Source organism: Streptomyces sp. L500 (genome assembly GCF_054551825.1).
Genome location: NZ_JBTOLC010000057.1, coordinates 1 through 25,143, shown reverse-complemented (window position 1 = coordinate 25,143; position 25,143 = coordinate 1). Strand labels below are relative to the sequence as shown.

General features: G+C 70.1%; 26 protein-coding genes. 13 read left to right on the top strand and 13 right to left on the bottom strand.

Translation table 11 applies throughout. The annotated features are described in order from the left end of the window. Positions 1–54: 54 nt before the first annotated feature. Positions 55–678, top strand: coding sequence for a DJ-1/PfpI family protein (locus ACX9I7_RS29580; protein ID WP_459389055.1), 624 nt, complete (start codon positions 55–57; stop codon positions 676–678). A gap of 318 nt (positions 679–996) precedes the next feature. On the opposite strand, the gene ACX9I7_RS29575 is transcribed toward ACX9I7_RS29580, so the two are convergent. Next, positions 997–1,758, bottom strand: coding sequence for an SDR family NAD(P)-dependent oxidoreductase (locus tag ACX9I7_RS29575; protein WP_459389054.1), 762 nt, complete (start codon positions 1,756–1,758; stop codon positions 997–999). Positions 1,759–2,177: 419 nt separating this feature from the next. After that, positions 2,178–2,663, bottom strand: a complete 486-nt coding sequence (locus ACX9I7_RS29570; RefSeq protein ID WP_387570462.1) for a MarR family winged helix-turn-helix transcriptional regulator — start codon at positions 2,661–2,663, stop codon at positions 2,178–2,180. 75 nt (positions 2,664–2,738) lie between these two features. On the opposite strand from ACX9I7_RS29570, the gene ACX9I7_RS29565 reads away from it, so the two are divergent. Both ACX9I7_RS29565 and ACX9I7_RS29560 read left to right on the top strand, forming a co-directional pair. Further along, positions 2,739–3,611: an alpha/beta fold hydrolase gene (locus tag ACX9I7_RS29565; RefSeq protein ID WP_387570459.1), complete on the top strand. Its 873-nt coding sequence runs from the start codon at positions 2,739–2,741 to the stop codon at positions 3,609–3,611. Positions 3,612–3,963: 352 nt separating this feature from the next. Further along, complete coding sequence (locus ACX9I7_RS29560) at positions 3,964–4,338, top strand: hypothetical protein (RefSeq protein ID WP_387570456.1); 375 nt, start codon at positions 3,964–3,966, stop codon at positions 4,336–4,338. Between the two features lie 164 nt (positions 4,339–4,502). Here ACX9I7_RS29560 and ACX9I7_RS29555 read toward each other — a convergent pair whose 3' ends face one another. Further along, positions 4,503–4,655 (bottom strand): hypothetical protein, encoded by a 153-nt coding sequence (locus ACX9I7_RS29555; RefSeq protein ID WP_459389061.1) that lies wholly within the window; start codon positions 4,653–4,655, stop codon positions 4,503–4,505. Here ACX9I7_RS29555 and ACX9I7_RS29550 point away from each other — a divergent pair. Then, positions 4,624–5,709, top strand: coding sequence for a DUF4241 domain-containing protein (locus tag ACX9I7_RS29550; RefSeq protein ID WP_459389060.1), 1,086 nt, complete (start codon positions 4,624–4,626; stop codon positions 5,707–5,709). The genes ACX9I7_RS29555 and ACX9I7_RS29550 overlap by 32 nt on opposite strands. Here the strand turns inward: ACX9I7_RS29550 and ACX9I7_RS29545 are convergent. Continuing rightward, complete coding sequence (locus ACX9I7_RS29545) at positions 5,643–6,797, bottom strand: oxygenase MpaB family protein (RefSeq protein ID WP_387570450.1); 1,155 nt, start codon at positions 6,795–6,797, stop codon at positions 5,643–5,645. The two genes, ACX9I7_RS29550 and ACX9I7_RS29545, sit on opposite strands and share 67 nt — an antisense overlap. Before the next feature lie 451 nt (positions 6,798–7,248). Further along, positions 7,249–7,848 carry a TetR/AcrR family transcriptional regulator gene (locus tag ACX9I7_RS29540; protein WP_358629194.1) on the bottom strand — a complete coding sequence of 200 codons (600 nt, stop codon included), beginning with the start codon at positions 7,846–7,848 and terminating at the stop codon, positions 7,249–7,251. Between the two features lie 80 nt (positions 7,849–7,928). Here ACX9I7_RS29540 and ACX9I7_RS29535 point away from each other — a divergent pair, with 80 nt between their 5' ends. Then, the gene (locus ACX9I7_RS29535) at positions 7,929–8,321 is read left to right on the top strand and encodes a DUF4345 domain-containing protein (protein WP_459389053.1); all 393 of its coding nucleotides are present in this window, start codon (positions 7,929–7,931) and stop codon (positions 8,319–8,321) included. 509 nt (positions 8,322–8,830) lie between these two features. Here the strand turns inward: ACX9I7_RS29535 and ACX9I7_RS29530 are convergent. After that, the gene (locus ACX9I7_RS29530) at positions 8,831–9,229 is read right to left on the bottom strand and encodes a VOC family protein (RefSeq protein ID WP_387570441.1); all 399 of its coding nucleotides are present in this window, start codon (positions 9,227–9,229) and stop codon (positions 8,831–8,833) included. Positions 9,230–9,322: 93 nt separating this feature from the next. Here ACX9I7_RS29530 and ACX9I7_RS29525 point away from each other — a divergent pair, with 93 nt between their 5' ends. After that, positions 9,323–10,381 carry a helix-turn-helix transcriptional regulator gene (locus ACX9I7_RS29525; protein ID WP_459389052.1) on the top strand — a complete coding sequence of 353 codons (1,059 nt, stop codon included), beginning with the start codon at positions 9,323–9,325 and terminating at the stop codon, positions 10,379–10,381. A gap of 73 nt (positions 10,382–10,454) precedes the next feature. Here ACX9I7_RS29525 and ACX9I7_RS29520 read toward each other — a convergent pair whose 3' ends face one another. Continuing rightward, positions 10,455–11,090 carry a LysE family translocator gene (locus ACX9I7_RS29520; RefSeq protein ID WP_387570435.1) on the bottom strand — a complete coding sequence of 212 codons (636 nt, stop codon included), beginning with the start codon at positions 11,088–11,090 and terminating at the stop codon, positions 10,455–10,457. 523 nt (positions 11,091–11,613) lie between these two features. On the opposite strand from ACX9I7_RS29520, the gene ACX9I7_RS29515 reads away from it, so the two are divergent. Together ACX9I7_RS29515 and ACX9I7_RS29510 are read left to right on the top strand one after the other, a co-directional pair. Next, on the top strand, positions 11,614–12,699 hold the full coding sequence (locus tag ACX9I7_RS29515) for an ArsR/SmtB family transcription factor (protein ID WP_459389059.1): 1,086 nt from the start codon (positions 11,614–11,616) through the stop codon (positions 12,697–12,699). Between the two features lie 645 nt (positions 12,700–13,344). After that, the gene (locus tag ACX9I7_RS29510; RefSeq protein ID WP_459389051.1) at positions 13,345–15,054 is read left to right on the top strand and encodes a mycolysin; all 1,710 of its coding nucleotides are present in this window, start codon (positions 13,345–13,347) and stop codon (positions 15,052–15,054) included. A 59-nt stretch (positions 15,055–15,113) separates the two neighbouring features. On the opposite strand, the gene ACX9I7_RS29505 is transcribed toward ACX9I7_RS29510, so the two are convergent. Next, on the bottom strand, positions 15,114–15,353 hold the full coding sequence (locus ACX9I7_RS29505) for a hypothetical protein (RefSeq protein WP_459389050.1): 240 nt from the start codon (positions 15,351–15,353) through the stop codon (positions 15,114–15,116). Between the two features lie 1,207 nt (positions 15,354–16,560). Here ACX9I7_RS29505 and ACX9I7_RS29500 point away from each other — a divergent pair. After that, positions 16,561–17,739: a Cmx/CmrA family chloramphenicol efflux MFS transporter gene (locus ACX9I7_RS29500; protein WP_387570427.1), complete on the top strand. Its 1,179-nt coding sequence runs from the start codon at positions 16,561–16,563 to the stop codon at positions 17,737–17,739. 467 nt (positions 17,740–18,206) lie between these two features. Beyond that, positions 18,207–18,755: a hypothetical protein gene (locus tag ACX9I7_RS29495; RefSeq protein ID WP_387570422.1), complete on the top strand. Its 549-nt coding sequence runs from the start codon at positions 18,207–18,209 to the stop codon at positions 18,753–18,755. Between the two features lie 394 nt (positions 18,756–19,149). On the opposite strand, the gene ACX9I7_RS29490 is transcribed toward ACX9I7_RS29495, so the two are convergent. Beyond that, positions 19,150–19,518, bottom strand: a complete 369-nt coding sequence (locus ACX9I7_RS29490; RefSeq protein WP_358629169.1) for a hypothetical protein — start codon at positions 19,516–19,518, stop codon at positions 19,150–19,152. 231 nt (positions 19,519–19,749) lie between these two features. Here ACX9I7_RS29490 and ACX9I7_RS29485 point away from each other — a divergent pair, with 231 nt between their 5' ends. Next, positions 19,750–20,766: an ArsR/SmtB family transcription factor gene (locus ACX9I7_RS29485; protein WP_387570419.1), complete on the top strand. Its 1,017-nt coding sequence runs from the start codon at positions 19,750–19,752 to the stop codon at positions 20,764–20,766. A 116-nt stretch (positions 20,767–20,882) separates the two neighbouring features. On the opposite strand, the gene ACX9I7_RS29480 is transcribed toward ACX9I7_RS29485, so the two are convergent. Next, positions 20,883–21,161, bottom strand: coding sequence for a hypothetical protein (locus ACX9I7_RS29480; protein ID WP_459389049.1), 279 nt, complete (start codon positions 21,159–21,161; stop codon positions 20,883–20,885). A 586-nt stretch (positions 21,162–21,747) separates the two neighbouring features. On the opposite strand from ACX9I7_RS29480, the gene ACX9I7_RS29475 reads away from it, so the two are divergent. Next, positions 21,748–21,981: a hypothetical protein gene (locus ACX9I7_RS29475; RefSeq protein ID WP_459389048.1), complete on the top strand. Its 234-nt coding sequence runs from the start codon at positions 21,748–21,750 to the stop codon at positions 21,979–21,981. Positions 21,982–22,052: 71 nt separating this feature from the next. On the opposite strand, the gene ACX9I7_RS29470 is transcribed toward ACX9I7_RS29475, so the two are convergent. Both ACX9I7_RS29470 and ACX9I7_RS29465 read right to left on the bottom strand, forming a co-directional pair. Continuing rightward, positions 22,053–22,808: a DUF6424 family protein gene (locus ACX9I7_RS29470; protein WP_387570413.1), complete on the bottom strand. Its 756-nt coding sequence runs from the start codon at positions 22,806–22,808 to the stop codon at positions 22,053–22,055. 544 nt (positions 22,809–23,352) lie between these two features. Continuing rightward, positions 23,353–23,844, bottom strand: coding sequence for a winged helix-turn-helix transcriptional regulator (locus ACX9I7_RS29465; RefSeq protein WP_387570410.1), 492 nt, complete (start codon positions 23,842–23,844; stop codon positions 23,353–23,355). 99 nt (positions 23,845–23,943) lie between these two features. Here ACX9I7_RS29465 and ACX9I7_RS29460 point away from each other — a divergent pair, with 99 nt between their 5' ends. After that, a complete protein-coding gene (locus ACX9I7_RS29460) occupies positions 23,944–24,435 on the top strand; it encodes a tautomerase family protein (RefSeq protein WP_459389047.1) in 492 nt (163 codons plus the stop codon). 52 nt (positions 24,436–24,487) lie between these two features. Here the strand turns inward: ACX9I7_RS29460 and ACX9I7_RS29455 are convergent, their stop codons facing one another. Continuing rightward, positions 24,488–24,739: a hypothetical protein gene (locus ACX9I7_RS29455; protein WP_459389046.1), complete on the bottom strand. Its 252-nt coding sequence runs from the start codon at positions 24,737–24,739 to the stop codon at positions 24,488–24,490. Positions 24,740–25,143: the final 404 nt, after the last annotated feature.

Here is a 25,143-nt window from a genome sequence, read left to right as displayed (position 1 = left end):
CCTGCTCACGGGTCCCTACCGTCGAGTCCCACTCATCCGGAAAGGACAGCCGTCGTGCACATCGCCATCCTCACCTTCGAGGGCTACAACGAGCTCGACTCCCTGATCGCGCTCGGCGTGCTCAACCGCATCAAGTCCGATGACTGGCGCGTCACCATCGCGACGCCCAGCCCCAAGGTGACGTCGATGAACGGGGTGGTCATCGAGCAGATGTCCACTCTTGAGGAGGCCTGCGCCGCTGACGCCGTCATCGTCGGCAGCGGCATCGCCACCCGCGAGGTCACCGAAGACCCGGCAATCATGAACGTTCTGCGGGGCCTGGACCCCTCGCGCCAGCTCATCGCGGCGCAGTGCTCCGGCGCGCTCGTGCTGGCCAGGCTCGGCCTGCTCGACGACATTCCCGCCTGCACCGACCTCACCACCAAGCCGTGGGTCGTCGCCGCCGGCGTCGATGTCCTCAACCAGCCCTTCTACGCCAAGGACAACATCGCCACCGCCGGCGGCTGCCTGGCCTCGCACTACCTCGCCGCCTGGATCATCGCCCGCCTTGAGGGGAACGACGCCGCCGAAGGCGCGCTGCACTATGTCGCCCCGGTCGGTGAGAAGGAGGAATACGTCGAGCGCGCCTGGCGCAACATCGCCCCCTACTTGCCCGTTCCCGCACCGGCGCTCGTCTGACCAACCAGTCGCGAGCAACGGCCGGCCAGGAAGCCGCGACCTTCGCGACGACATCGGACGGCGCGGGATCTCCGGGGCGACCGCAGCGGCGACGATCCTCCCTCGCCACCTCCACGACCGCCACCTCCACGACCGCCGTCTCGCACGCGGTCTCGTCGAACCACTGGGAGAACCGGTTGGTCGAAGTCGATTGAGTTCTTCCCGACCTCGGCGATCCCCACACACAAGGCACGCACGACCGCGCGGCACAGCGCAAACCAGACCGGAGCCAGCCCTCCGGGCCGGGGACGGGGACACTTGCTGGTGGACTCTCCACGGTCACGGCGCTGTGTAGCCGCCGTCGATCAGGTGGTGGCTGCCCTGGATGAAGGAGGCGCGGTCGGAGAGGAGGAACGCGACGAGTTCGGCGACTTCCTGCGGCCGTCCCAGGCGTCCTTGCGGGTGGAGGGAGACCAGGCCGGAGCGCAGGGTGGCGTTGGTGCCGGCGAGTAGCGGGGTGTCGACGAAGCCCGGTGCGACGGCGTTGATCCGGATGTTCCGGTTGGCGTATTCGAGGGCGGCGGTCCTGGTCAGGCCGATGACCCCGTGCTTGGCGGCGACGTAGGCGGAGCAGCCCGGGAAGCCGGTCACACCAAGTACGGACGCCATGTTGACGATCGCGCCGCCGCCGGCGGCGAGCAGCGCGGGGATCTCGTACCGCAGGGAGTGGAAGACTCCGTGCAGATTGGTGGCGACGACATGGTGCCAGGTCCCGACGTCGTATGTACCGGTCTTCTGTGGGATGGCGGCGATGCCGGCGTTGTTCACCGCGAGATGCAGGCCTCCGTGTGTGTCGACGGTGTGCGCGACGGCGGCCTCCACCGAGGCCGGATCGGTGACGTCGACGGCGACGGCGTTCGCGTCGTGTTCAGCGGCGCGCAGTGCGGCGGCGGCCTGTTCGGCGCCGACGAGGTTGGAGTCGGCGAGGACGACGGTCGCCCCGCCCTCGGCGAGGCGGCGGGCGACGGCGAGTCCGATGCCGGAAGCGGCTCCGGTGACCAGGGCGACCCGGTCGGCGAACTCGACGGGAACGGTACTCATCGGCGGGGGTCTCCATTCGCTCGCTCATGGGGCGAGGAACCGGCCCGTTCCGGTGCTCGCGCCGCTCTGGCCAGGGGCGGGCCGACGGGGCTGCCGGGCCGTGTCTCGACGAGGTGAACGGGCGACGGTCACCTGAAAAGGCGTGTCGGCACATGCGTGAACGGCTGTCAGCCTCCCCGTTCCACAGCCCATCCCACACTTGCCGAACAAGGTGCGCGGGAGCCCCTGAGGGCTGGTCGACGGGGTACGCGCCCGGGGCACGCCCCGGGCGCTGCCGCGCGCATCCCGGGTGCTGCCGGTGTCCTTGGGTACCACCCGCCCGGCCCGTACCGGCAATCCGAGCGGGTTGGTGCACTGGCGGCGGTCTCACCACCACTCCCAGCGAGCGCACCGCCCCCGGGCGGTCGTATGGGTGCGGGTCAGGAGCGGTAACCGGCGGCGTTCGTGCGGGTGGCGGCGGTGGCGGTGGTCATCGCTGCGAGGAAGCGCTCGGCGGTGTCGAGTTCGGCCGGGGTGAAGGCGTCCATCGCGGTGAGCAGTGTGCCGATGGCGGGGCCGAAGAACGTCCAGCCGAGGTCGACCGCCTTGGGTTCGACGGTGAGCAGGACCCGTCGGCGGTCGGTGGTGTCGCGTTCGCGGCGGACCAGACCGAGCCGCTCCAGCCGGTCGATGAGGGTGGTGGTGCCGGCGGAGTTGAGGCGGAGCTGTTCGCCGAGCCGGCCGGGGGTCATGGGGCGCTCGGCCCGGGCGGCGTCGAGCAGGGCGATCAGGGCCCGCAGGTCGGTGGGGTGCAGTCCATGGCGGGCGGCGAACTCCGCGGCCAACAGGTCGAATTCGACGGTCACCGCGCGCAGCTGGTGGACCAGTCGCAGCCGGGGATCGTGCCGGCTCTCCTCGGTGTTCATTATTGACGCGCCATCCTCTCGTTCGCCTAGTATCTCGCCCAGCGAGAGAATATCGCGATCTCCCGAGGAGCCGGTGTGTCCGAGAAATTCTTCGCCGCCTACGACGCGCTGCTGGCCCGCTGGCCGTCCGGCACTGCCGAGCAGACCGTGCCCACGCCCTACGGCCCGACCCAGGTGCACGCCTACGGACCGCCGGACGGCCCGCCGCTGGTGCTGCTGCACGGCGGCGGGGCCACTGGCACTGCGTGGTTCGCCAACGCCCCGGCGCTGGGTGCCCGGCACCGGGTGTACGCGGTCGACATCCTCGGCGACGTCGGCCGCAGCGAACGCGCGGGCCTTCCGCTGCGGACGCCGCGGGACCTCATGACGTGGCTGGATGCCGTGCTGGACGGGCTGGGCCTGGAGACAGCCGCCCTGTGCGGGCACTCGTACGGTGGCTGGGTGGCCACCGCGTACGCGCTGCACGCGCCGCGGCGGGTGCGGCGCCTCGCCCTGCTCGACCCGACCCAGGTGTTCGGCGGGTACCGGCCGGGCTACCTGCTGCGCGCGCTGCCGACGCTGCTGCGGCCCACCGCGCGGCGAGTCGGCGCGTTCCTCGATTGGGAGACCGCGGGGACCGGCGTGGACGAGGACTTCAAGCGCCTGTACGTGCTGGGGGCGACCCTGCGGGGGCGGGGCCGGCCGGTGGTGGGGCGGACGCTCGACCCCGCGCCGCTCGCCATGCCGGTGATGGTGCTGTTCGCCGGACGCAGCCGGGTGCACGACGCCGAAGCGGCGGCGGACCGGGTCCGTCGGCTGCTGCCGCGGGCCCGGGTCGAGGTGCTGCCGGGGCTGGGCCACCACGCGCTGCCCACCGCCGGCGCCGCGACCGTGGACACGATCGTGCTGGAGTTCCTCGACGGGTCCGCCCGCGGGGTGTCATCCACCCGGGTGAATGTGCCCGAATGACCGTGCGCCGAGGCCGGAGCTCCCGGTCACCGACCGGACGGTGCTCCCGCGCTGTTGGCTGCCCGTCGCGGTACCCGGCGGCTGACCCGTAACCGGCGCGGGACGGCGGCATGCGTCTGGGCGTTCCCGTCGTTCATTCACGCCTTCGCGTGCGCGTCGGAGACCGTGCGCGTCGGATGCCTCGCGCAAGACCTGGACGACGACCACGCCCCGGCTCGGTCCAGGTCAGCCCCAGGACGGTGGTATTCCGGACCGCCCGGTGCGCGGGCGCCATCCTGCGCATCGCGGATCACAACCCGGTCGGCCGGGGCGATCTCCGGTGCGCGAGGGGCCTCGGCGTTATCGTGGCCGCATGGACGAGAAGCGAGCGCTTCGAGTCGTGGACACGCTGCGGCAGCGGGGTACGGATGCCCACCTCGCCCGCGAGGGCGTCTACCAGATCGGCGTGCGCGTCGTCCTGCGCGACGGCCGCGAGGCGGTCTGGGACACCGACGACACGGCCGGCCTGGAAGCGCAGGTCATGCGGGACGGAATCCTCGTCGGCTTCGTACCGTGCATCGAGGGCTCCGAGGACTTCGACGTCGACGAGACCGTCGACGCCATCGTCCGGGCCGACTACGACAAGCCGATCGCCCGCGAGCGGCCCACGGCTCCCCCGCCGTCCGCCCCGCTCCCCCGGGAAGGCGGCCTCTTCCGCCGCTTCCTCGGCGGCTTTCGCGAGCGCTAGCGCAGGCCAAGGCGCTGGTCACCGCCGGTTGACCGGGGTGTTCGGCATCGGCTCGCCCGGCACGCTGTTCACCATCGTGTACGGGCTCACCATCGTGTACGGCATGGTGATCTGCTCAGGCCGAACGCGTCCAGCCGGCAGCCTCCTCAGCGGCATCGGCCCGATCACCGGCCAGGTGGACGGAAGTGGGTGGAGCGCCAGGTGGCGAACAGGCCCAGGCCGACGCTGGTGACGGCGGTGAACATCGTCGGCCCGGCCACGGTGAACACGACCGCTGCCAACGCGATGAGGACGACGAGCGCGACCAGGTCCAGCACGCGCCCGTTCGACGGCCCACCGCGCTCAGGCGAGGTCAGCCGGGTCCCGGCGCGGGTGGGCTCCGTAGTGGTCTCGGTGGTCTCAGCGATGCTGTTCTTCCCGGAGGCTGGCTCGGGGGCTGGCTCGGGGGCTGCTGCGGTCGGCGAGGTAGTGGTGCTCCATGCCCGCCATCGCAGCACCAGATCAGCGACAAACCCCTACGGCACGAACGATCCCGTGCAGACCACCGCGGCGATGCTGGTCGTAGGGGGCCGACGCCCGACCGCGACCTGGGAGCCGGCGCTTCTCCCCGGTCAGAGGCCGCGGCTGCTGGGCGATGGTCAGTACTACGGCTTCGGCGTCGATTCCGGCACCGGCGCCTTCCTGGACATCGCCGCGCGCGACGCCCTGATCGCCCACCGGGACACCGGGGCGGATCTGGCAGCCGCCGTCGGTGGCGAGGTGAGCTGCCCGGAGTTCCGGGCCCCCGCCTCCGGCGCCAACGCGATCGCCTCCTCCTGCGGCACGGGCGACGGGCTCGTACCCTGTCCGGATCAGCCGCGACCACGACGTCGTGGTCACATGCCTGATCGCCGACATTCTGACAGTGGACAGCAGGCGTCCCCTGCCGCCCACGGAAGAATCCTCGGCCGTGGTCCTCACTTGGCCGGCGCCACGGGCCGAGGATCCACTGTCGGCCGCCGCGATGGTGAGATGGCGCGATGGCGCGGCGGACGCTGCCCCGCCAGGGCTAGGGAGTGTCCGGCAGGTTCTCACAGATCCATGGCCGAATCGCGGCGAGGGCGACCGCGCCCTGGCAGGCGTACGCCCCGGCTCAGGCGAGCACCGGCAGCTCGTCCCGGGCCGCGTCGCCGGCCGCAGCCGGGAACGCCGCGATGTCCTCCCCGCCGAGCCGGGTGCTGCCCAGGCTCAGTCGATGTGGCCTCGGGTCACGTGGTTCACCGCGCCCCTTACGGGGCGCGGGTCCCGCGGCCGCTCACGGGGAGTCAGCGGTTGTCGCCCAGTTCCTGGTGCATCTGGGGCTGGTCGTCCTGGTCGTGGGTGAGTGCGTAGCGCTGGATCTCGTTGTACGCCTTGGAGACGATGCCGATGATCTCCTTGTAGGGGTTGACGCCGGTGGCCTTCTCGGCGCTGCCGCCCAGAAGGCCTCCGCCGATGCCGCTGACCAGGCCGTGGCCGGTGGCGAGTGGCTGGGCGGCGAGGTCGAGGGCACTCTTGGGCAGTCCGGCCATGTCGGCGTACTTGTCGGTGAGCGCGTGGCGGACCATCGCGACGAACGCGTCGTGGACGGGCCCCGGGTAGAACTTCTTGTAGAAGTCGAGGGCCTGCTTGGTCATGAAGACGCCGTCGTCGGTCTTCTTCCACTCGTTGTCCCGCACCTGCTTCCACAGACGCGTGGTCTCGTCGGCGTCCTTGGAGACCATCCACTTCTCCGGGGTGCCGAGGTAGTGGTTGACGTAGTACCAGGCGCGCATGAAGCCGTTGGCGTCGTCCTTGGAGACGTCGATGCCGAGGTTCTTCATGGCTTCGAGGATCTGCACGCTGAACACGCAGATGGCGCCGGTGGTGTACTTCTGCGGGACCGGCTCGCCCCACTTGGCGTAGTCCCACACGCCGCTCTTCTTGTGGAGCTGACGGACCGATGCGTGGACCAGGCGGACCTTGGTGACGTTCGCCGCGAGGGTCCCGTCACGCGTGGCGCCGGCGTTCCCCATGTCGATGAACAGCCGCGAGGACTGCGACAGGCGCCGGCCGGGGCCGTCGACCCCGCCGAGGCGGCCGGTGGAACGCAGGGTGAACGCTCCGGTCGGGGAGAGGTAGGTGCCGATCAGGCCGACGGTGCCCTGGAGCATGGACACCTCGCCGTGGTGGTGGCGGAAGAAGCCCTCGACGGCCGTGGAGTCCGCGTCCGTCCAGCCCGGCGGCGGCGCCTCGGCCTGCTTCAGGAAGTCCGCCAGCCGCGGCGGCAGGTTCGAGTGGTCCTGGCCGGGCTTGAGGGTGCCGATGGTGCGGAAGAGGGCGTTGACCCCGTCCACTTCCTTGTTGTCGATCAGGTCGGACACCAGCTGGTCGGCCGGCGGATCACCAGCCTGGTTGGCGAGCTCCAGTTCCTGCTCCACGTTCTGGGTCGTCAGAGGCACAGGGACTTCCTTCTTCCGTTCGAGGTGGAGTCCACTGGTCGTGTGGCGGCGTCCGCGCCGCCGGCGTGGTGCTCGGACAGAGAAAAACCAGCGAACAGGAGCATGCTTTCCGGCCTCGTCGTGACCGCACGGCGAGAGAGCAGAGGAATCGTTCCTTCATCACCCGAACGAGCAATTTTCACCCACCCGGCCCCGAGGGATCGGAGCGACTAGTAAGGGTCCGGAGCGACCAGTAGCGACACCGGGCCGATCTTGGTTCCGGTTGGCTGGGGAAGAACACCTGCAGACTGCTGTGTGTCGCATGACTGATGCAGATGCCAAGGGGCTGAAGGGGCTGAAGGGGCTGCGTGCCCTGGCGCATCGGGTGCGCGTGCAGTTGGTCGGGCTGCTGCGGCAGGACAGCACCGCGCGGCTCCGCAAGCACCTCGGGGCACCGGGCCCCCGGGCGGCTCTACTGGGGTGCGGGGTCGGCGGGCAGGAGTGGGCGGATGGCGCCGAGGACGGAGCCGACGCATACGTCGCGGAGTTCGGTGCGGGTGCACGTTTCGGTGGTGAGCCAGTCGACGACGAGCACCCGGACGAAGACGAGCCAGCTCTTGAGGACTTGGGAGACGGCCTCGCGTGTGGTGTCGTCGGCGAGGGGCAGGACGCTCAGCAGCCGGGCGCGGATGACGTCGAGTTCGTTCGCGATGATGGTCTGGATGAGGGGGTCTCCGGCGAGAACGCGATTGCCGGCGAGGACGGCGTTGCGGTTCGCGATGAAGTAGTCGAGGTGGGCGTCCATGCCCTCGACGAGTTGCTCGGTGAGACTGCCGGTGGAGTCGAACCGGCTCTTGGCGAGTAGTTGGTCGGCTGCCTGTTGGTAGATGGCCGCGAAGAGGTCGCGCTTGCCGGGGAAGTACCGGTAGAGCAGTGCGCGGGATACGCCCGCGTGCGCGGCGACGTCCTCCATCAGCACTTCTTCGTAAGGGCGGGCGGCGAAGAGGCGCGCGCCGACGGCGAGGAGCTGGGCGCGGCGGTCGGCGGGGGTGAGGCGCTGGCGGGGCGGCATGAAGGAAGACTACTTGACACGCGTCTACTAGTGGCCGCTACGCTAGTAGACGCGCGTCCACTAAGTAGAGGCGGTGGGTCATGGCCAGAGCTCTGCGGGCGCTCGCATGGGTGATGGGTCTCGCATGCGTGGCGATAGGGCTGTATCACGTGGTCGGGGGGAACGCGGCGATCGCGGGCGCCGAGGACGCGGGCGCGACGGTCGACAGCTTCGGCCGGTTCATGGGCGCGATCTTCGCCGGATACGGGCTGGCTTGGCTGTGGGCCGTCCGGCAGAAGCCGGTCCCGGCGGTGGCGGTGCGGGTGCTGACCGGGGTATTCCTGCTCGGCGGGCTCAGCCGGGTGCTGTCGATCGCCGTGGAGGGCCGGCCGCACGGACTCCAGGTGGTGCTGATGACGATCGAACTCGTGCTGTCTCCCGTGTACTTCTGGCTCGCCGGCGCGGAGGAGCGGGCGGCGCGAGCACGGGCCTGAACCGTTCCGCCGTCTCGGGGGAATGGCGGAACGGTTCAGCCCTGGGCTCGCGCGGGACGACCGCGCCGATGAGCTCCTTGACCGGGCACGTTGGTGTCGGGGGCACCGTGGCGGCCCAGTGGCGGCATGTGCCGTCCATCGCCGGCGTCGCCACCCTGGACGTGATCCTGCGGGGCGAGCCGGTTTGAACGTAGGTCGCCCAACGTGGCTCCGACCGCTATCACTTGACCGAAGCGCCCTCCTCCCGGGGGCCCGTCCGCGCCCGGCTCCCGGTGGTCACCTGCGGCACGGTTCGGCAGGGTGGCGGCACGGTGTGGGTGGCGATCGCCCCCGTCGTCATCGTCCGCCACTGCCACCTGCGCCCCATGGCCGACCAGCAGGTACGCGCGACTCGCGACCACTCTCCTCCCCCGTGGACTGCGCCCGCGCGTACAGGCCCGGGGCCCCCGGACCCCCGGGGAGCCCTGCGATCCCGGGGCTCCCGCATGAGTGGCTGTGCGTACGTGGCGTCAGCGTGCGAACTTTTCGATGGCCGCTGGGGTGACCGGGGTGAAGAAGTTGACAAGGTTGCCGTCCGGGTCGCGGAACAGGAGCGACCGGTTGCCCCAGGGCATCGTCGTGGGCTCGGTGACGAAGTCGGAGACGAAGCCGGTCAGGTTCCGGTGAACGCGGTCCACGTCGTCGACGAGGAACTCGGTGATCACGCTGTGGTTGTCCGCCGGGCGGGCGGAGCCCGGGGCGAACAGCGGGACGGTGCGAGTGCCGGCGATCGCGAGGGTGGCGCCCGCGGTCCTGAGTTCGGCGAAGTCTTCGGTGGCCCACGTCGCCCGCGCTCCCGTCGCTCGTTCGTAGAACGCGACGAGGCGCGCTACGTCGCCGGTGATGATGCGGATCGAGACAAAGTCCATGGGAATCTCCTTGGCCATGCGGAAGGCGTGCACGTCGCAGGCTAGGAGAAATAGTGGACAGAATCGGTCCTGTATTCGCACTAGGCTGCGAACATGTCTCGACCCACCGGCCGCGTGCTGACCCTTCTGGAGCTGCTGCAGTCGGGCGGCACCCGCACCGTGGCCGAGCTCGCCGACCGGCTCGGCGTCGAAGGGCGCACCGTGCGGCGATATGTGGACCAGCTGGTCGACCTGGACGTGCCCGTGGAATCGGTGCGCGGCCGCTACGGCGGATACCGGCTCGCTCCCGGGCACCGTCTGCCTCCGCTCATGCTCAGCGACGACGAGGCGCTGGCCGTGCTGCTCGGCCTGATCGCCGGCCGCCGAGCAGGGCTGACGACCACGCAGCACACGGCGAGCGAGACGGCGGCGGCGAAGATCCGGCGGGTGCTGCCCAAGCACGTCGCCCGTCGGCTCGACACGCTCCTGGAAGCCCTCGCCTTCACGGATCACCCCGGCGAGTTCGACACCCCGGACGCCGGGGTCCTGCTCACCATCGCCGATGCGGTGCGCCACCGCCGACCGGTCTCGATCCGCTACACCGACCGCGACGGTCGGCGGAGCGAACGCACGCTGCACGCGTACGGGATCGTCGCCCACGCGGGCCGGTGGTACGTCACGGGCGAGGACGCCCGGATCGGCGAGGACCGGACCTTCCGGCTCGATCGCATCACCGACGCGAGGACCCTGCCCGGCTCGTTCGAAGCGCCCGTGGGCCCCGGTCCGGCACAGCGCGTGTTGTCGGCGTTCGCCACGGCCGAGTACCGGCACGAGGTGACCTTGCGGATCCACGGGACGGTCGGGCAGATCCGTGCCCGCCTTCCCGCCGGCGTCGCGAGCCTGGAGGAGTACGCGCCCGTGGCAGGCGAGGACCGGGCGGACGCGGACCGGGCGGCCAAGGACCGGACGAACGCGGACCAGACGAACGAACGCTGGCTGCGCGTCGAGCTGCGGGTGGAGCGGCTCGACTGGTTGCCTCCGGTACTCGCCTCACTCGACCGGCCGTTCGTCATCGAGCGCCCCAATGAACTGCGCGACCTCGTCACCACGCTCGCCGATCGCCTCACGTCCTACGCCCGCGCCAAGCCTGACAGCGAGGAACCATTGTCATGAGATGGCACGCCGCTCGGCGTGGCGGAGGGCTCTTCCCGGAGGTGCGCTTCCCCTCCCGGCTTGCCCGGGGAGGTCAGTGGTCGGCGGCGGCGACGGTGAGCCCGAGGCCGATCAGCGCGATGCCGCCCGCGCCGCCGATCATCGACAGGCGGCGTTCGGAGCCGGTGAGCCAGGTCCGGGCGGCCGACGCGCCCAGGCCCCAGAGGGTGTCGCAGACCAGGCCGATACCGGCGGGGATCAGGCCGAGGAGCATCATCTGCAGCGGGATGTGCCCAGCGTCGTGGTTGACGAACTGCGGGAGGACCGCGGCGAAGAAGACCAGGCCCTTGGGGTTGGTGGCGCCGACGAGCAGGCCGTCCAGGACGGTGCGCAGATCGCCGCGCCGTTCGCCTTTCCGGGCTGTCAGGTCGGTGCGCATCCGGTCGCGGTGGCGGAACGCCTGGACGCCCAGGTAGACGAGGTAGGCGGCGCCGGCGAGTTTCACCGCGGTGAAGACGGTGGCTGAACTCTGGACGAGGGTGCCCAGGCCGAGGGCGACGGCGAGGACGAGGATGTAGCAGCCCAAGAGGTTGCCCAGGACGGTGGCGAGCGCGGTGCGACGGCCGTGGGCGAGGGCGCGGCCGACGACGAACAGGACGCTCGGGCCGGGGATCGCGATCACGACGAGGGACATCGCGGCGAACGCGAGAAGGCTTTCGGTGTTCACCATGGGCCGGTACTCCTGATCTGTGCCACGCGGCCGATGGGGCCGTGTGGTGCGTGCTTGGTGTGCGTGGGGCGGGGTCGGCGTGAACCGGGACAGGGTGGGGGCGGCTACCGGAAGACAGGAAGACGCGGACCACCTGGCGTGCGGGAGGTGGGCCAGGGCTGCGTAGTCGATCGGGAGGGTGCGGTCAGCGGATCCAGCGCCGCGGTGGACGGACCGGTGGACGGACCGGTGGACGGACCGGTCCGGATCGGTCCGGATCGGCGACCGCGGTGTCGATCAGGCACGGCACCGGCGGGCCGGTGGCTGACCGGCGGGATGCCGCCCTCGGCCAGGCCCTCCGTGGCGAGCGGGTCCGCGTCCGGCACAGCTCGCCAGGGCTCGGACGTACTCACGGCAGACCTGCGGCTTTCGCTCGGCGAAGGGTGGGTGACCTGCGGCGAAGCGGTGCGCGGTCTGTCCTTGAGACTGATCGACACAGCGGGGTCCGATCAACTGATTGTGAAATCCTGCAATCGTGATCACCATGCGCTTCGCCGAGACGGCCGAGGAGGACATCGCCTTCTCCGTTTCACCGCTGCTCGAAGCCGTTCACTCCTGGCACGTGCTCACCGACCCCGGACACCACGCACTGCACGTGCCATGGGTACGGCGGTGCCGCCGCCTGCCCGCCGCTCTGCGTCGGCGGATGCGCGAGCACGGCTTCCTGGTGGCCGACTACGTCCCCGCCTTCTTCGAAAGCCGGGCCGGTGATCACGACGCTGACTTCGCGGACCAGCTCTCGGCCGTACGAACGCTGCCGCCCGCTGTGCTTGCGGTCGAACTCGCCCGGACGCTCGTCGACACCACCCGCTGCACCGGACACGACCTCGTCCGTGATCCCGCCGTCCGCGATGCGGTTCTCGCCGAGTACCGGCGGACCGACGCCGACCGGGCGGCACGGCTGGACCGCGTCCTCACCGACCCCCTCCCCGTCCTCGAAGAGGCGCTCACTGTCCTGGAGGACTACTGGAGCGCCGCCTTCGCCGAAGAGTGGGAGCGCGTCGAGCCCTCCCTCTACGAGTCGATCGCGCAGGCGGGAACCCGGATCGCCCGACAGGGCCTGTTCCCGATGCTCCGCACCCTGGTCCCCCAGATCCGTATCGACCCCGCCAGACGGTCCCTCCGGCTCGACCGCCCCCACCACCACGACATCGCCGTCACCCGTGACCGCCCGGTCACCTTCACCGCCAGCCGCTACGTGTGGCCCCACGTCCGCGTCACCTGCGATGCTCCCTGGCCCCTGCGGATCACCTATCCCTCCCTCCCCCTCGCCCCCGCCGCCCGCCCCACCAGCCAGGAAGACACCCTCACCGCCCTACGGGCCCTGGCCGCGGCCCCACGCCTGCAGATCATCACCCACCTCTCCGCCCAGGGCCGCACCACCCAGGAACTCGCCACCCTCCTCGGCCTCTCCCCGTCGGTGACCTCCCGCCACCTCCACCAGCTCACCCAGGCAGGACTCACCACCACCCGCCGCGACGGCTACTACGTCCTCTACTCCCTCGACCCCACCCGCCTCGACCACATCGCCACCACCCTCACCACCCTCGCGCCAAGGACGGATCCCTGAAAGAAGGGCTCGCCGAACCCGGAACGCTGACGTTTCGGGGCCTGCCTACTGCCCGGAATTGCCGGTAGTGGGCACTGCGTCGCACCGCCGTCCGCGCGGGCACCGGCTCATCCACGCCCACGCTCCTGACCCCCATGGATCCACCCGGCCATCCGAATTCACACGGCGCTGCCGGCTGTGAGCCTCGAAGCCTTGAAGCACATATACATCCCTCATGCCGGGCTTACTGAGCTCCGCGCCGCAAGAGGTTGTAACGGCAATTCTGTTGAGCCAAGGCCCTGGTGGGAGGCCGTCGAAGTTCGCCCGGCCGGGCAAGTCAATAGAGCCCCACCCGTAATCCCCAGGTCTGGACCATGACCACGCCGCCCCGACCAATCCGTCGCCCTCACGCACGACTTGGCCGGTGGCCGAGCCCTGTGCTCGCGGGCGTCGAGGGAGCCTCCGGACCGGCCTCCCCGGTCGGAACCTCCTCCGGAGACGGTGACATGTCCAAGCCGTGGGTATAGGGTTTCGCCCGTTGTTACCCACGGTCAACCCATGGCCAACGATTGTTCGTTGCAGTACTCCTCGGCGAAGCACCCAACCCCCCTCAGCCCTGCCGACGTGCACCGGACACGGTTGCGCACGTCGCAGAAAGGCATGCCCATGTCCCGAATACGACTCCGGAGACCCACCGTTCTGGCCGCGCTGGCAGGTATCGGCACCTGCCTGGCGACGATCGCCGCACCGTCCGCCTCCGCGGGCACGTCGGCTCAGTCCGGCACCTGCACGATCGCCCCTACGGGCAAGGAGTCCGAGGCGCCGCTCAGTTGTCTCGGCGTCACCGCTTCCCTCGACCGCCTGCCCACCGTCGGCGAGCAGGCCACCCTCACCGTGAACGTCACGGTGCAGACCAGCGTCAAGCGAGCCGGCCTGTCGGTGCAGCTGCCGCCCGCGCTCCGGATGAGCGGCAACGACTCCGGCCTCACCGCGGCCACGACGGACGCATTCGGCCAGCGCACCAGCCGGGTACTCGCCCTCACCCCCGGCACCCGCACCGTCAAGGTCAAGGTAGAAGCCGTCGCCGCCGGACCCGCCCAGATCCAGGCGGACATCAGCGACGTCGACCGACCCGACCCGCGCCGCGCGGGGCACGACTCGGTGGAGCTCACCATCGGCAGGGCCAACGGTTCCTCCACCAAGGGCGTGTCGGTCACCAAGGCCGACACGGCCCCGGTCCAGAGCCCCGGGCCCGGCGTCCACCCTCCGCGCCTCGCCACCCCCAAGGCTCCCGCCCCGGGGCCGGCCGCCTCCGGCCCGTCATCCCCGCGCGCCACCGCGCCGGCCGCCCCCTCCGCCCAGGTCTGCGTCAGTGGCACCTACCGCAACCGTTTCCAGTCCGCCGAGGGCGGCAGCTGGAACGGCAAAGCCAACCGGGACGAGCCAGTCAGCAACGCCAACATCACCCTGTGGGGCAAGCCGACCGCCAACAGCGGTACGCAGAAGCTCGCCACGGGGATGACCGGCAACGGCGACGGTAGGTTCAACCTCTGCTACACGCCGAGCACCTCCGTCACCGCCAAGCTCTGGGTGGAGTTCCAGACCCAGGCCGGCGGGATGTGGTCAGTGGTCGACGGCAACGGTCGCCTCTACTCCACCGCCACGTACTCGCAGGACAACGTCTCGCGCGGCATCAGTCTGGGCAATGTGTACGCCAACAGCGGCCAGAGCCGCGCCTGGCACGCGTTCGACACTCTCAACAAGCTGTGGTGGAACCGCGGTTCCACCACCAACTGCTGGGCCGGCAGTCAGAGCGACGGCCGCTGCACCCCGATCACGGTGCAGTGGTACCCCGGCTCCACCGACGGCACATACTGGACCACCAGCGAGGACAAGATCCACCTCGCGGACAACGACCCCGACTCCGAGCACACGACCGTCCACGAGGCCGGCCACGCCCTCATGGGCAAGCTCTACAACGGCTGGTGGCCGAACGTGACCAACTGCTCGCCCCACTATGTCAACCGCGCTTCCTCCACCAGCTGCGGCTGGACCGAGGGCTTCGCCAACGCGGTGTCGTTCCACACCTTCAACGACACCACCTACTACTGGGGCAACGGCAGCTCACTGAACCTCGCCAACGACCGCACCACCACCGGCATCGACCAGGGCGACGCCTGCGAGGCCCGCGTCGCCACCGCGCTGCTCGACCTGTGGTCCCAGGTCGACGGCGGCTGGACCAGGAGCAACACCATGATGTCCAAGACCTGGCAGTCCAGCTTCCGCGAGTACTTCCTCACCGACCGTCCCACTTACGGCCTGGACACCGGCGCCAAGGCCCGGAACATCCTCTACAACCACACCATCCAGTACTGATTCCCCGTCACCTGACGGGATGTGACCGTGACCGTACGTTGACGTACACGCGGCGCCCCTCACCGGCCGCCGCCACGAGGGGTGCCGATGGCGTCGCCAGCCAGGACGAGGCCGGCGACCTGCCGGGCGACCTCGATCCCGCGTCGGCCCACGGCCACGCCCATGTCGGCCCGGCGCAGGGCGGGGGCGAACCCGTCGTCGACGCCGTCGCATGTCATGACCACCACGTGCCCGGCCTGTGGCCATGACGCGACGATGCGGAGCTTCTGCTCCGGCTTCGTACGGGCGAACGCCCGCACCGTCCTGGGGCCCCCTGTGGTGCCGCCCTGGGTCTCCTCGCCGGTGACGGCCTCGTCCTTGGCGGAGGCGATTCCCGGCCGCGGCCCTCTCCCCGTCGTCCGGTACGGGCAGGGTCCTGGCCGCGGCCAGGACCCGGTACCCCTGCTGTGCCCATCACCACGCCCGATCCGGCACCCGCTCCAGCGCTCGGTCACGTGGCCGACGAGTGTTCCTTGGCAACAGGCATCGGCTCGCCGGTCAGGGAGGACTCGTCCACCAGCAGCGTGGCGGCCCGATGGTGTCCCCAGGAACGACGTCCGCTGCGTTCATCTCCTGCTCGGCACCGTCACGCATGACGCGTACGGCGGGGGCGCTCAAAGCCCGCGGAGCCTCCACGACCCGTTCGGCGCACGACTTCCTGGGCCAGGCCGACCACGCTGTTGGCCACAACGACAATGGCGATGGCGATGTTGGAGCCGTAAATGAAAGAGGCCGTGGCCGAGCACCCGAAAGCATCCGTCCATCGCACGGTGCTGGACCGCCCGGCCGATCGGCTGGAAAGCCCTGTCAGTCCGGCTGCGCAGGAGCCGCGCCACCGTTGTACGGTGCGCGTGCCCCGACCCCGTGGGTGCTCCGTTCCTCGGTCAGGAAAGGGCAGTCGCATGGGCAAGAGGTACAGACGCGTCCTTCAATTGTTCAGCGCCCTGGTGCTCATGGTCGCCGCACCGGGCGTAGCCACGGCGGCCGGCACCCCGTCCCGTCTCCTCCTGAATCAGCCGAAGACGACCTGGTCGGTCATGGAAGCCGGGGGGTGGTCCACCGGGCCGGGTTCGCCTGGATGTCGTTCCACCGATGTCGGCGCGGCGGACGGCCGCCTCACGGCGCTTGAGCTGAGTGCCGGTGCTTGAGGCGGATCGGATTCGATCGCCGGGCGTTCGGGGGCCGGCCGTCCTGGCCAGGTGTTGCGGGACATGAGATTGGTGGCACAGGCCGATGCTGTGAAATGGGGGTGCTTCGGCGGGCATTGGTCGGGTAGCGTGCGGGCCATGTCGAGTCCTGAGTCAGACAGGGTGGGGGCTCACGGTCACGCCGTCAGCCCCCTGAATCACTGAGTTCACAGCTCCGCCGTCCCGCCGCGCGTTCCGTGGCCGGACGAGTGTGCCCTTGGGCGCTGACCGCGGTGACGAGATGACCCTCTCGTGCTTCTCCTCACCTCGGAGCCACTCGATGCCTTTCCCGCTGTACCTGCTTGCCCTGGCGGTCTTCGCCATGGGCACCTCGGAGTTCATGCTCGCCGGCCTCCTCCCGGACATAGCCTCAGACCTTGGCGTCACCGTCGGGGCAGCAGGCGTGCTCACCCCGGCCTTCGCGATCGGCATGGTCCTCGGTGCCCCGCTCATGGCAGCGCTCGCCCGCCACTGGCCCGCGCGGTCGAGCCTGCTCGGATCCGTCCTCGTGTTCTCGGCAGCCCACGCGGCGGGTGCCGTCACTTCGAGCTTTCCGGTCCTGTGCGCGACCCGGATGGTCGCCGCGCTCGCGAACGCCGGGTTCCTCGCCGTCGCTCTGACGACCGCCACCACGCTGGTCCCCGCCGACAAGAAGGGACGTGCGCTCGCCGTGCTGCTGTCGGGCACGACGGTGGCCACGATCGCCGGCGTCCCCGGGGGTTCAGTGCTCGGCGCATCACTCGGCTGGCGGGCCACGTTCTGGGCCGTCGCCGCGCTCTGCCTGCCCGCTGCCGTCGGCATCCTCACCGGAATCCCGGCACGCCGCATGCCGAAGAACCCTGTTGACGGGCTGCCGCTGCGAGCGGAGTTCGCACAGCTCAAAAGTCCGCGGCTGCTCCTGGTCATGCTGCTCGGCGCGCTGGTGAACGCGGCCACTTTCGCGAGCTTCACCTTCCTCGCCCCCGTCGTGACCGACACCGCAGGGCTGGGCGAGCTGTGGGTATCCGTCGCCCTGGTGCTCTTCGGTGCCGGTTCCTTCGTCGGCGTCACCGTCGCCGGACGGCTGTCCGACAGGCGTCCCGGCCTGGTCATCGCAGCCGGCGGTCCGCTGCTGCTCATCGGTTGGCCGACCCTGGCCGTGCTGGCCGCCCGGCCGGTCGCTCTGCTCGTCCTCGTGTTCGTCCAAGGCGCGCTGTCGTTCGCACTGGGCAGCACGCTGATAGCGCGAGTCCTCTACGAGGCAGCCGGAGCACCCGTCATGGCCGGCTCCTACGCGACCGCGGCCCTCAACGTCGGAGCTGCCGCCGGGCCCCTCATCGCCGCGACCACCCTCGGCACCGCGGTCGGAGACCTGGGGCCGCTGTGGGCAAGCGGACTCCTCGTCGCCACCGCGCTGCTGATCGCGTTCCCCTCGCGCGGGGTGCTCAAGCCCGGGCGAAGCAGTGAGGCTCTCCGATGACGCGCGAACGCCCCGTTGAGCATCGAGGGCCGCCAAAGGCTCGTCGAACGCCGAAGGCTCGTCGAACGCCGTCGCACCCGCGCCGTTCACCCAAGCCGCCGCCGAGGCCGGCGTCTCCTGCGCGTGCCTGCCCAAGGAAGAAGCGGCACGACAGGCACGGCGAGACGGAACTGCTCGACCGCTCCAGCGTCCCGCACTCCTCACGGGCCCGGACCCCCGTCCGAGATCGTCGAACAGCTCGAGCAACCGCGTCGGAACCACAAGTGGCCGCCCGCCGGATCACCCTGGGGCTGATGGGCCAGGGGTGCGGATCAGCGAGCGCACGGTGGGCCGGTGGCCGCGGCTCCGAGGAGGCCGCCACCATCGTGACGTTCCTCAGTCGTGCCTCCCGCCCCCGCCCCCACCTCCACCTCCACCTCCGCACGAGCGTCACCAACGTCATGGCCGGCGACAACTAGGCTGGCGTCATGGGCAACGTCTTCGGCAGCGGTGGCACGGGTGACGACCTCTACCTGTCCAATGGCGGGACGGCCGTCTTCCTCGACGTGCTGTGGCTGGCCGTATCGGACCTCGCCCGTCGGCCGTGGGACTTCCGGTTCGCCGCACTCCTGGCCCTGCAGGACCAGACCGTCATGGGACGCGGGGTCGTCGGATTCGACCTGGACGACCTCGACTGGGGTGCCACCCCGGCCGAGCGGGCGCGGAACGAGGACTTCGTGCTGCGGGTGATCGACCTCGCCCTGGAACGGCACCGCTGGGACGAGCTGAACTACGAGCCACCGTACGTATCCGGCTACCTCCAGCGGTACCGGGCCGCGGTCGATGCCTTCACCCCACCACCACACCCCGCCGACGAGGAGGTCTTCCCGGCCCCGGACATGGCCCTCACGGCCTCGTGCGTCCGCCACCGGGTCCTGGACGCCCTGCCTTACTGGGAAGGCTGCGTCTTCTGCACCGGGGACACGATGCGATCGCCCACCGACCAGACGGGCAACGAACCCACCGCCACGACGTAACAACCCTGCGACGACAGTCCGGCGCGATATCCGGCCCCCACGACGCCCTTGCCCGGCTCAGGCCGCACCAGGAGGGCGATCGAAGATCGTAGAACCAGGCCCCGAGTCCCCATGGCCGACCTTCAGCAGCCACCCGGTCGGAGGGGCTGGCGCACCAGCAGGACGGAAGTGGGTGCAGGCTCATCGTCTCCAGCACGGCGCGGTGGAGGTGTACGAGCTTACGGACCTTGTCCGGGTCCACGGGCGCTCTGCGGGACGGGGCGGGGCGCCCGTCGTCCTGCACCGGTGGCTCACCCGGCACCGGTGGCTCGTCCAGCCGGGCGGCTCGTCCGGCCGGGTGCGGACTGCTGAGGCCCGCGGGGGCTCGCCCCGGGGCCTCGGCAGTGCGCTGAGGTCAGTTGTGCACCAGGTACCAGTCGCTGTCCTGCATGCGCGGGACGTTCGGGTGGAGGTAGCCGACCACTCCGTTGTTCTCGTGGTCGCAATGCCGATTCCTGAACTCCGTGATCTCCATCCTGCCGACCCACCAGTTGTCACGGATGTAGGTGTCCGTCGCCGGTGTCATCCAGCAGAACTGCACGGGCTTGCCGTCCTGGTTCTTTCCGTCCAGCCAGATCGACGCCACCTTGTGCCGCCTGTCCTGGAAATGGATCTGCTGACCGTTGTTCCCGGCGAAAGCCACCCCGGCCCCGAGCGCCAACGAACCGGCCAGGGCGGCCGTACAGGCCGTGGCCATCGCCATCCTGCGCAGACGAAACATCATGTTTGTCCTCCGTCGCCTTCCCCGCGGGGCCCTCGTGGCGCCGTCGTGCACGTGCGGTCCGTCGGACCGAGGCGGACGGGCGGCTGATGACATCAGCAGTGAGGGCCGGTTGCTGGTTGTCGCGTACAGGGTCCCCGTTCCAGCGGAGCTGCGGGATGCTTTCAGCGAGGGCTGAATCGTCAGGAGGCCGGTGTGTTACGCATTCACTGCACTCCAGAGGATCTCTTGAGGGTGACGGTCGCCGACCAGCCGGCGCCGCTGGTGGAACTCGTCATGGCCATGGGGATGCTGCAGCGTCGGGACGGGCACCCGGTGTTCAGCCCGTGGCGGCGGCGCGTGGCCCGGTCCCTGCCACGGACCGCACACCCCATATTGCAGTTGGTCTCCCCGCTGGGTGCCGGGCCGCTGTTCCTGGACCCGCCCAGCGGCGATCTGGAAGAAGGCATGGATCAGGTCCTGTCCACGCCCCGCGCCTGGGCCCGCGCGGAGTTGCGCAGGATGTGCGCGATAGACCGCCCGCTCACCCCGTGGGTGCGTCACCTCGCCGACCGGGACCGCGGCGCCTGGCAGATCCTCGGACTGGCGGTCCGAACCGGCCATGCCAGTGTCATCGCCGAGGCATGGCCCCGTATCGAGGCGGGCTTCCACGCCGAAACCGCCTGGCGCTCTCGCGTCCTTGCCCGTCAGGGCCTGCACGCCGCTCTGACCGGGCTGGCGCCGTCCGTCCGCTGGCGCGGCTTGACCCTGGAAGCGGCCTCCCCCCGCGATCTCGATCTCACCCTTCGCGGGCGCGGCATCATCTTGCATCCGTCCCTGTTCTGGGCCGACCGCCTCTTGCCGGCGCCGCTCCCCGACGGACGGCTCCTCCTGATCTACCCAGCCGTCACGCCACTGCCTCTCCGGGAGACCTCAACCCCCGCGGACCCGCTGACCGCCCTTGTCGGCAGTACCCGGGCGCAGGCCTTGCGGCTGCTCGTCCGGCAGCACACCACCACCGACCTCGCCCGTGAACTCGCTGTCAGCCCCGCTGCCGCGTCGATGCAGGCCAAGGTCCTCCGCGAAGCCGGACTGATCGCCTCGCAGCGTGACGGCAAGGCCATGTGGCACTGGTGCACGTCCCTCGGCCTCGATCTCCTCGCACGGGAGGGCACGAGTCCGAACGGAACACGACCCGGTCCGGGCAGCGACACCAGGCGCTTCGGCATCGATCCCCACAGGCGAGGAGGCCACCGCCCAGGCGGCCGCTGACCTGTAGCGGCGGCCACTCCGTCCACCCACTGGGCACCACCCGTCTCCGGCCCGGGGAGCGGCTCACGTACGGCCCCGGGGCCTTCACCGGCGCCGGTTCGAGCGGTTCGACGGCGTCACGACGGGCTCAGGGTCCCGGGCCGCCACAGGACCCCAACGGCGGTCCGGGCGACCCCACTTCCGGCCATGACGCTATTGGCGGGGACCTTGCCCTGGCAGCGCGCCGCGCCTTCCTCGACGGTGGTGGAGGTGGTGCAGGTGGTGTAGCTGCCGCGGTCGGAGCCCTTGACCCACTTCAACGCGTAGCTGCCGTCGCCTTGCTGAAGCTGAACGCCCTGGCCGGGCGCGATGACGCCCCACAGACCACGCCGTACCCTGTCAGGAGCGACGGCCACCGCGCCCACGCATCCTGCCGACCGACGGGAGTGCCGTGTCGAAGACGGGCGACGGTGTGAGGCCCGAACGGACCAAAGAACGAACGTGGAAGATTCTGGCACTACGCCGGTTCGATCCCGAGTGGATTTACATGCCATCGGGAAAAGGGGGACCACCTTTGAAACGCGTCAGACGACTGCTGGCGGCGATAGCCGCACTCACCCTCACCGCAGCCCTGCTGGCCCTGGGAACCTCCCAGGCCGCCGCTGCCCCGGCCACGGCCCGGCCCGCCCCCCACGGCCAGGGCACCTGCAAGCCCGTCCCTCCCGACAAGGGAGCCCCTAAGGACACGGCGCGGGCCTGCTACGAGATCAGTTCCAGATCGCCCGCCCCCCGCACGCACCCTTGCCCCCGCTCCCCGCGACGGCGACGATCTGAACAGTCCGGATAGCCTGTGCGGCAAACAATCCCCGGACAACTCCACTCACCTCGCGTACTGCGTGACAAGGGGATTGAGATGGACCTACCTGAGCAGCGATCAGAAGGCAGTGATCGGCGGCACCGACGCCCGGTGAGCCGGAGCTCGCTGACTGCGCAGACTCCTTGGTGCCCTTGCTCGGCACCGGCCTGAACACGGCGGTGCCGGCGCCGGCCTTCGTCGCCCTCGCCCGGCGCGAGCTCCGCCTGCCACCCATGCGTGTTCTACCCAACGAGGCGGTGTGCGTCTCTGGAGGTCTCGCCTGGACGGCGAAGCTCCCCGCCGCACCGGCGCTGGCCCTGGCCCTGGCCCTGGCCTCGCTGATTCTCATCGTGTACCTGGTCGCTCGCGGCTTCGCCTGACGATCGGTCACTGATTTTCCGGTACGCCTTGCACCATTGACGCCGCCACCGCAGCCCCGGACACCGCCAGGTCAGGCGGCCTGTCGCGCGAAGGCAGCCCGGGCCACCGCGTGGCCGGCGTCGAGGACGAGTGCCTGGCCCTTGGCCTGGGCCTTGTGCAGTTCCGCATGGAGGGGGGACTGTTCGGACGCGAACAGGACGTTCACACGCCCGTCCCCCGAGCCCCGTCGGTCCATCGGGGCGACGGCCACCGGTTCGCCCGCGTCGTCCGTGACCCACAGGATGAAGTCGTCCATCTTGAAGAAGCCGATCTCGGTGATCGGACTCGGGTAGTGGTGGACGCCGCCGCCCGTCGGCAGCTCGGCGCTGTGGTCCTTCTTGGCCAGGGGCACGCTGGCGTTGCAGATGGAATCGGTCCATCGCTGGACGCCGTCGGCGTCCGTGATGGGGGTGTCCAGCAGTTCCCGGATACCGAGTTCCTCGACGGCGTCGGGGAAGGCCGCGTAGAGCCGCCGCGCGTTCTGGCGCAGCAGGTCGACCTTGGCGGGGTCGGCGCAGAACTGCGCGGACCACTCGATGCCGGCCATGTTGCGGACCATGAACCATCCCTGGTCGTCCTTCACCCAGAGGCCGCCGCCGTGGTGGTCCTCGACCGGTTCCGGTCCGTAGAACGGGTGGTCCAAGCCGTCCACGAGTTTGTGCATCTGCTTACGGGACGCCACATACTCGGGTGAATCAGTGCGTGGAGGATGCCCGGGGATGTTGATGGTCCAGGGTTTGTCCTCGTGTTCGACGTGCGGCTTACTCGGGTCTGTTTGTGGAGTCATGGTCACGCAGCCTTCCCGTGAGCCATTGCCGTTCGCACCGTGCGCACATGGTGCACATATGGGAGTCTCCGCTCCTTGATTCAGCCTGCGTCTCGCCGCCGGGTCAGTCAAACCGGGACCGACCGTTCCAACCACCTGGTTGGAACGGGCAAGAACAGACAAGAACGGACAAGGCTTCTGCCGGTTACGAGTGATGACCGGTAGGTTCGTCAAACCCGGCGATAGAGGACAATTCCGTGTCCTATAGCGGAGGCTCGTCGGGAGTCTTCTCGTGAGGTTCCGACAGGTCTCGCTCCGTCGCTCCAGCAGCACCGAGGCAAGGCTGCAGACCGCCAGGATCCCGAACATCACCAGGCCGAGAGCGAGGTGACCGCCGGCAGTCGCGGCCATGAGGCAGGCGACTCCGACGGCGGCCAGGAAGAAACCGGGCACGCCCCGCCCAGTGCCGCGTCAGGCAGCTTTTACCCCGCGGCCGGCTCGCGCGTCGGTTCCACGATTTGGATCATGTTTCTCGTGATGAGCCGGCACGTACGATCCCGGGATTTCAGGAGCCGTCCGTGAAGCGCGCGCCCGGCCCGGGCGTGCGGCAGACGTCTTCCGGGGCGAGGTGGCTGTGCCCGGCAGCGCACTCGAGGACGACCCTGACCGGCTCGTCGCACGGGCTCGTATCGTCGGCGGGCCGGTGCCGGACGATGACCGACGGGCCCTGCGGGTCGGCGAGATAGGCGTCGCCCCATTCCAGCAGCGCCACGAGCGTGGGCCGCAACGCCCGGCCCTGCTCGGTGAGCTCGTAGGCGAAGCGCTGCCGGTCCCCGGGCTCCTGATACGGCACGCGGCGCAGCACTCCCGCGGTCACCAGGGTGTCGAGTCGGGTCGCCAGGAGATTTCTGGCGATCCCGAGGCGGGAGTGGAACTCCCCGAACCGGCGTGCGCCGTCCAGCGCTTCGCGGACGATCAGCAGCGACCAGCGCTCCCCCACCACCGAGAGGGCGCGCGCCACCGAGCAGTTGACCGGGTCGATTCGCCGCGTCTGCATGGGACGAGTGTAGCCATCTGGGTTTACAAGCTGTACTCAGCCTTCGTAGGCTCCTACCTGAGTTGAATAAATAGACTCAGAAGGGGGTCGGCCATGCCCATGCTCGACGTATACATTCCCGACGGCGCGCTCCAGCCGGACGCCGAGGCGGCGCTGCTGAACCGCATCACCGAGATCCTCATCCGCAACGAGGGATTCGACCCAGCCGACCCGGTGATCCGATCCGTCTCCTGGCTCTGGCTGCACCGGCCGGCCGGCGTCTACGTCGGCGGAGAACCCGCGGACGCACCTCGTTACAAGGTCGTCCCGTCCGTCCCCGAGGGCCAGCTCGACGAGCACAAGCGTGCGAGCGTCATCGCCGAGGTCACCGAGGCGATCCTCGACGCCGAGAACGGCGCCTGGCCGCGTGACGCCGGCCGGATCTGGGTGTTCCCCACCGAGATCCCCGAGGGCCACTGGGGCGGCCGGGGCCGGATCAGGCCGCTCGCGACGATCCTCGCCCGCCTCGGCGGCGGCGACACCAAGCGGGCCCGCACGCTCGCGCGTGAACGGATCGCCGCCAGCCGGGCCGAACACGCCCGCCTGCCCTGACGATCGGTGCACGAAGCGGAGACCGACGCGGCCGGCGACACAGCCGACAGGGTCACCCCATCCCCGCGAGCCGGCTTCCGGCAGGAGCGGCGCCACTGGCGAGAAGGCGGCGTCGGTTCCCGTCGGGCGAGATGCGCAGGTGGGCGAAGACCTCGTCGAGGGAGATGCCGGTCCTGTCCTTGTCGCCGGGCAGGCCGGCGTGGCGGAGCGTGGCGGCGGTGTCGTGCATCTCGTCCTTCCCTCGCCATCCGCGAGCCGCGATGCTGAGCAGATGGCCGAGGTCCGAGAGGATCGCTGCGGGCATGCGCTGCGCCTCGCGGGTGGAGGGGATCGCCGACACCGCGGGCGGTGGCGAGGGCGTGGGCGACGGCCGCGCTGATCCGAGCGGTCGCCCAGCCCCCGTTCGCGGGTGAACTCTTCGGCCCACTGCCGCAGGGCCGTCGTACGGTCCACGAGAGTGTTGTCGAGATCGGGCGAGAGGGCGGCGTTCGATGGCGTGCGCGATGTGTGGTCCCAAACTGATCCCGCCCCTGGTCCGGTTCAACACATCGAGTTGACTTGACCGGCTCCCTGCCGCCCCCTCCATCGCTGCAGCATCTTCTGGTCTGTCCCCAGAGAGAGGGGCGCGTGGGGCCTGTTGTCAGTGCGATTGGCTTCAGTGAATGTTCAGAAGTCATCTCATTTGGTGAGTCTGCGGTAGCAGATGAG

Excerpts from the sequence above, each read along its gene's own strand:
- ACX9I7_RS29575 (WP_459389054.1), bottom strand. The coding sequence starts at position 1,758 with ATGAGTACCGTTCCCGTCGAGTTCGCCGACCGGGTCGCCCTGGTCACC.
- ACX9I7_RS29570 (WP_387570462.1), bottom strand. The coding sequence starts at position 2,663 with ATGAACACCGAGGAGAGCCGGCACGATCCCCGGCTGCGACTGGTCCAC.
- ACX9I7_RS29560 (WP_387570456.1), top strand. The coding sequence starts at position 3,964 with ATGGACGAGAAGCGAGCGCTTCGAGTCGTGGACACGCTGCGGCAGCGG.
- ACX9I7_RS29550 (WP_459389060.1), top strand. The coding sequence starts at position 4,624 with ATGAGGACGACGAGCGCGACCAGGTCCAGCACGCGCCCGTTCGACGGC.
- ACX9I7_RS29540 (WP_358629194.1), bottom strand. The coding sequence starts at position 7,848 with ATGCCGCCCCGCCAGCGCCTCACCCCCGCCGACCGCCGCGCCCAGCTC.
- ACX9I7_RS29535 (WP_459389053.1), top strand. The coding sequence starts at position 7,929 with ATGGCCAGAGCTCTGCGGGCGCTCGCATGGGTGATGGGTCTCGCATGC.
- ACX9I7_RS29530 (WP_387570441.1), bottom strand. The coding sequence starts at position 9,229 with ATGGACTTTGTCTCGATCCGCATCATCACCGGCGACGTAGCGCGCCTC.
- ACX9I7_RS29525 (WP_459389052.1), top strand. The coding sequence starts at position 9,323 with ATGTCTCGACCCACCGGCCGCGTGCTGACCCTTCTGGAGCTGCTGCAG.
- ACX9I7_RS29520 (WP_387570435.1), bottom strand. The coding sequence starts at position 11,090 with ATGGTGAACACCGAAAGCCTTCTCGCGTTCGCCGCGATGTCCCTCGTC.
- ACX9I7_RS29515 (WP_459389059.1), top strand. The coding sequence starts at position 11,614 with ATGCGCTTCGCCGAGACGGCCGAGGAGGACATCGCCTTCTCCGTTTCA.
- ACX9I7_RS29510 (WP_459389051.1), top strand. The coding sequence starts at position 13,345 with ATGTCCCGAATACGACTCCGGAGACCCACCGTTCTGGCCGCGCTGGCA.
- ACX9I7_RS29500 (WP_387570427.1), top strand. The coding sequence starts at position 16,561 with ATGCCTTTCCCGCTGTACCTGCTTGCCCTGGCGGTCTTCGCCATGGGC.
- ACX9I7_RS29495 (WP_387570422.1), top strand. The coding sequence starts at position 18,207 with ATGGGCAACGTCTTCGGCAGCGGTGGCACGGGTGACGACCTCTACCTG.
- ACX9I7_RS29490 (WP_358629169.1), bottom strand. The coding sequence starts at position 19,518 with ATGATGTTTCGTCTGCGCAGGATGGCGATGGCCACGGCCTGTACGGCC.
- ACX9I7_RS29470 (WP_387570413.1), bottom strand. The coding sequence starts at position 22,808 with ATGACTCCACAAACAGACCCGAGTAAGCCGCACGTCGAACACGAGGAC.
- ACX9I7_RS29465 (WP_387570410.1), bottom strand. The coding sequence starts at position 23,844 with ATGCAGACGCGGCGAATCGACCCGGTCAACTGCTCGGTGGCGCGCGCC.
- ACX9I7_RS29460 (WP_459389047.1), top strand. The coding sequence starts at position 23,944 with ATGCTCGACGTATACATTCCCGACGGCGCGCTCCAGCCGGACGCCGAG.
- ACX9I7_RS29455 (WP_459389046.1), bottom strand. The coding sequence starts at position 24,739 with ATGCCCGCAGCGATCCTCTCGGACCTCGGCCATCTGCTCAGCATCGCG.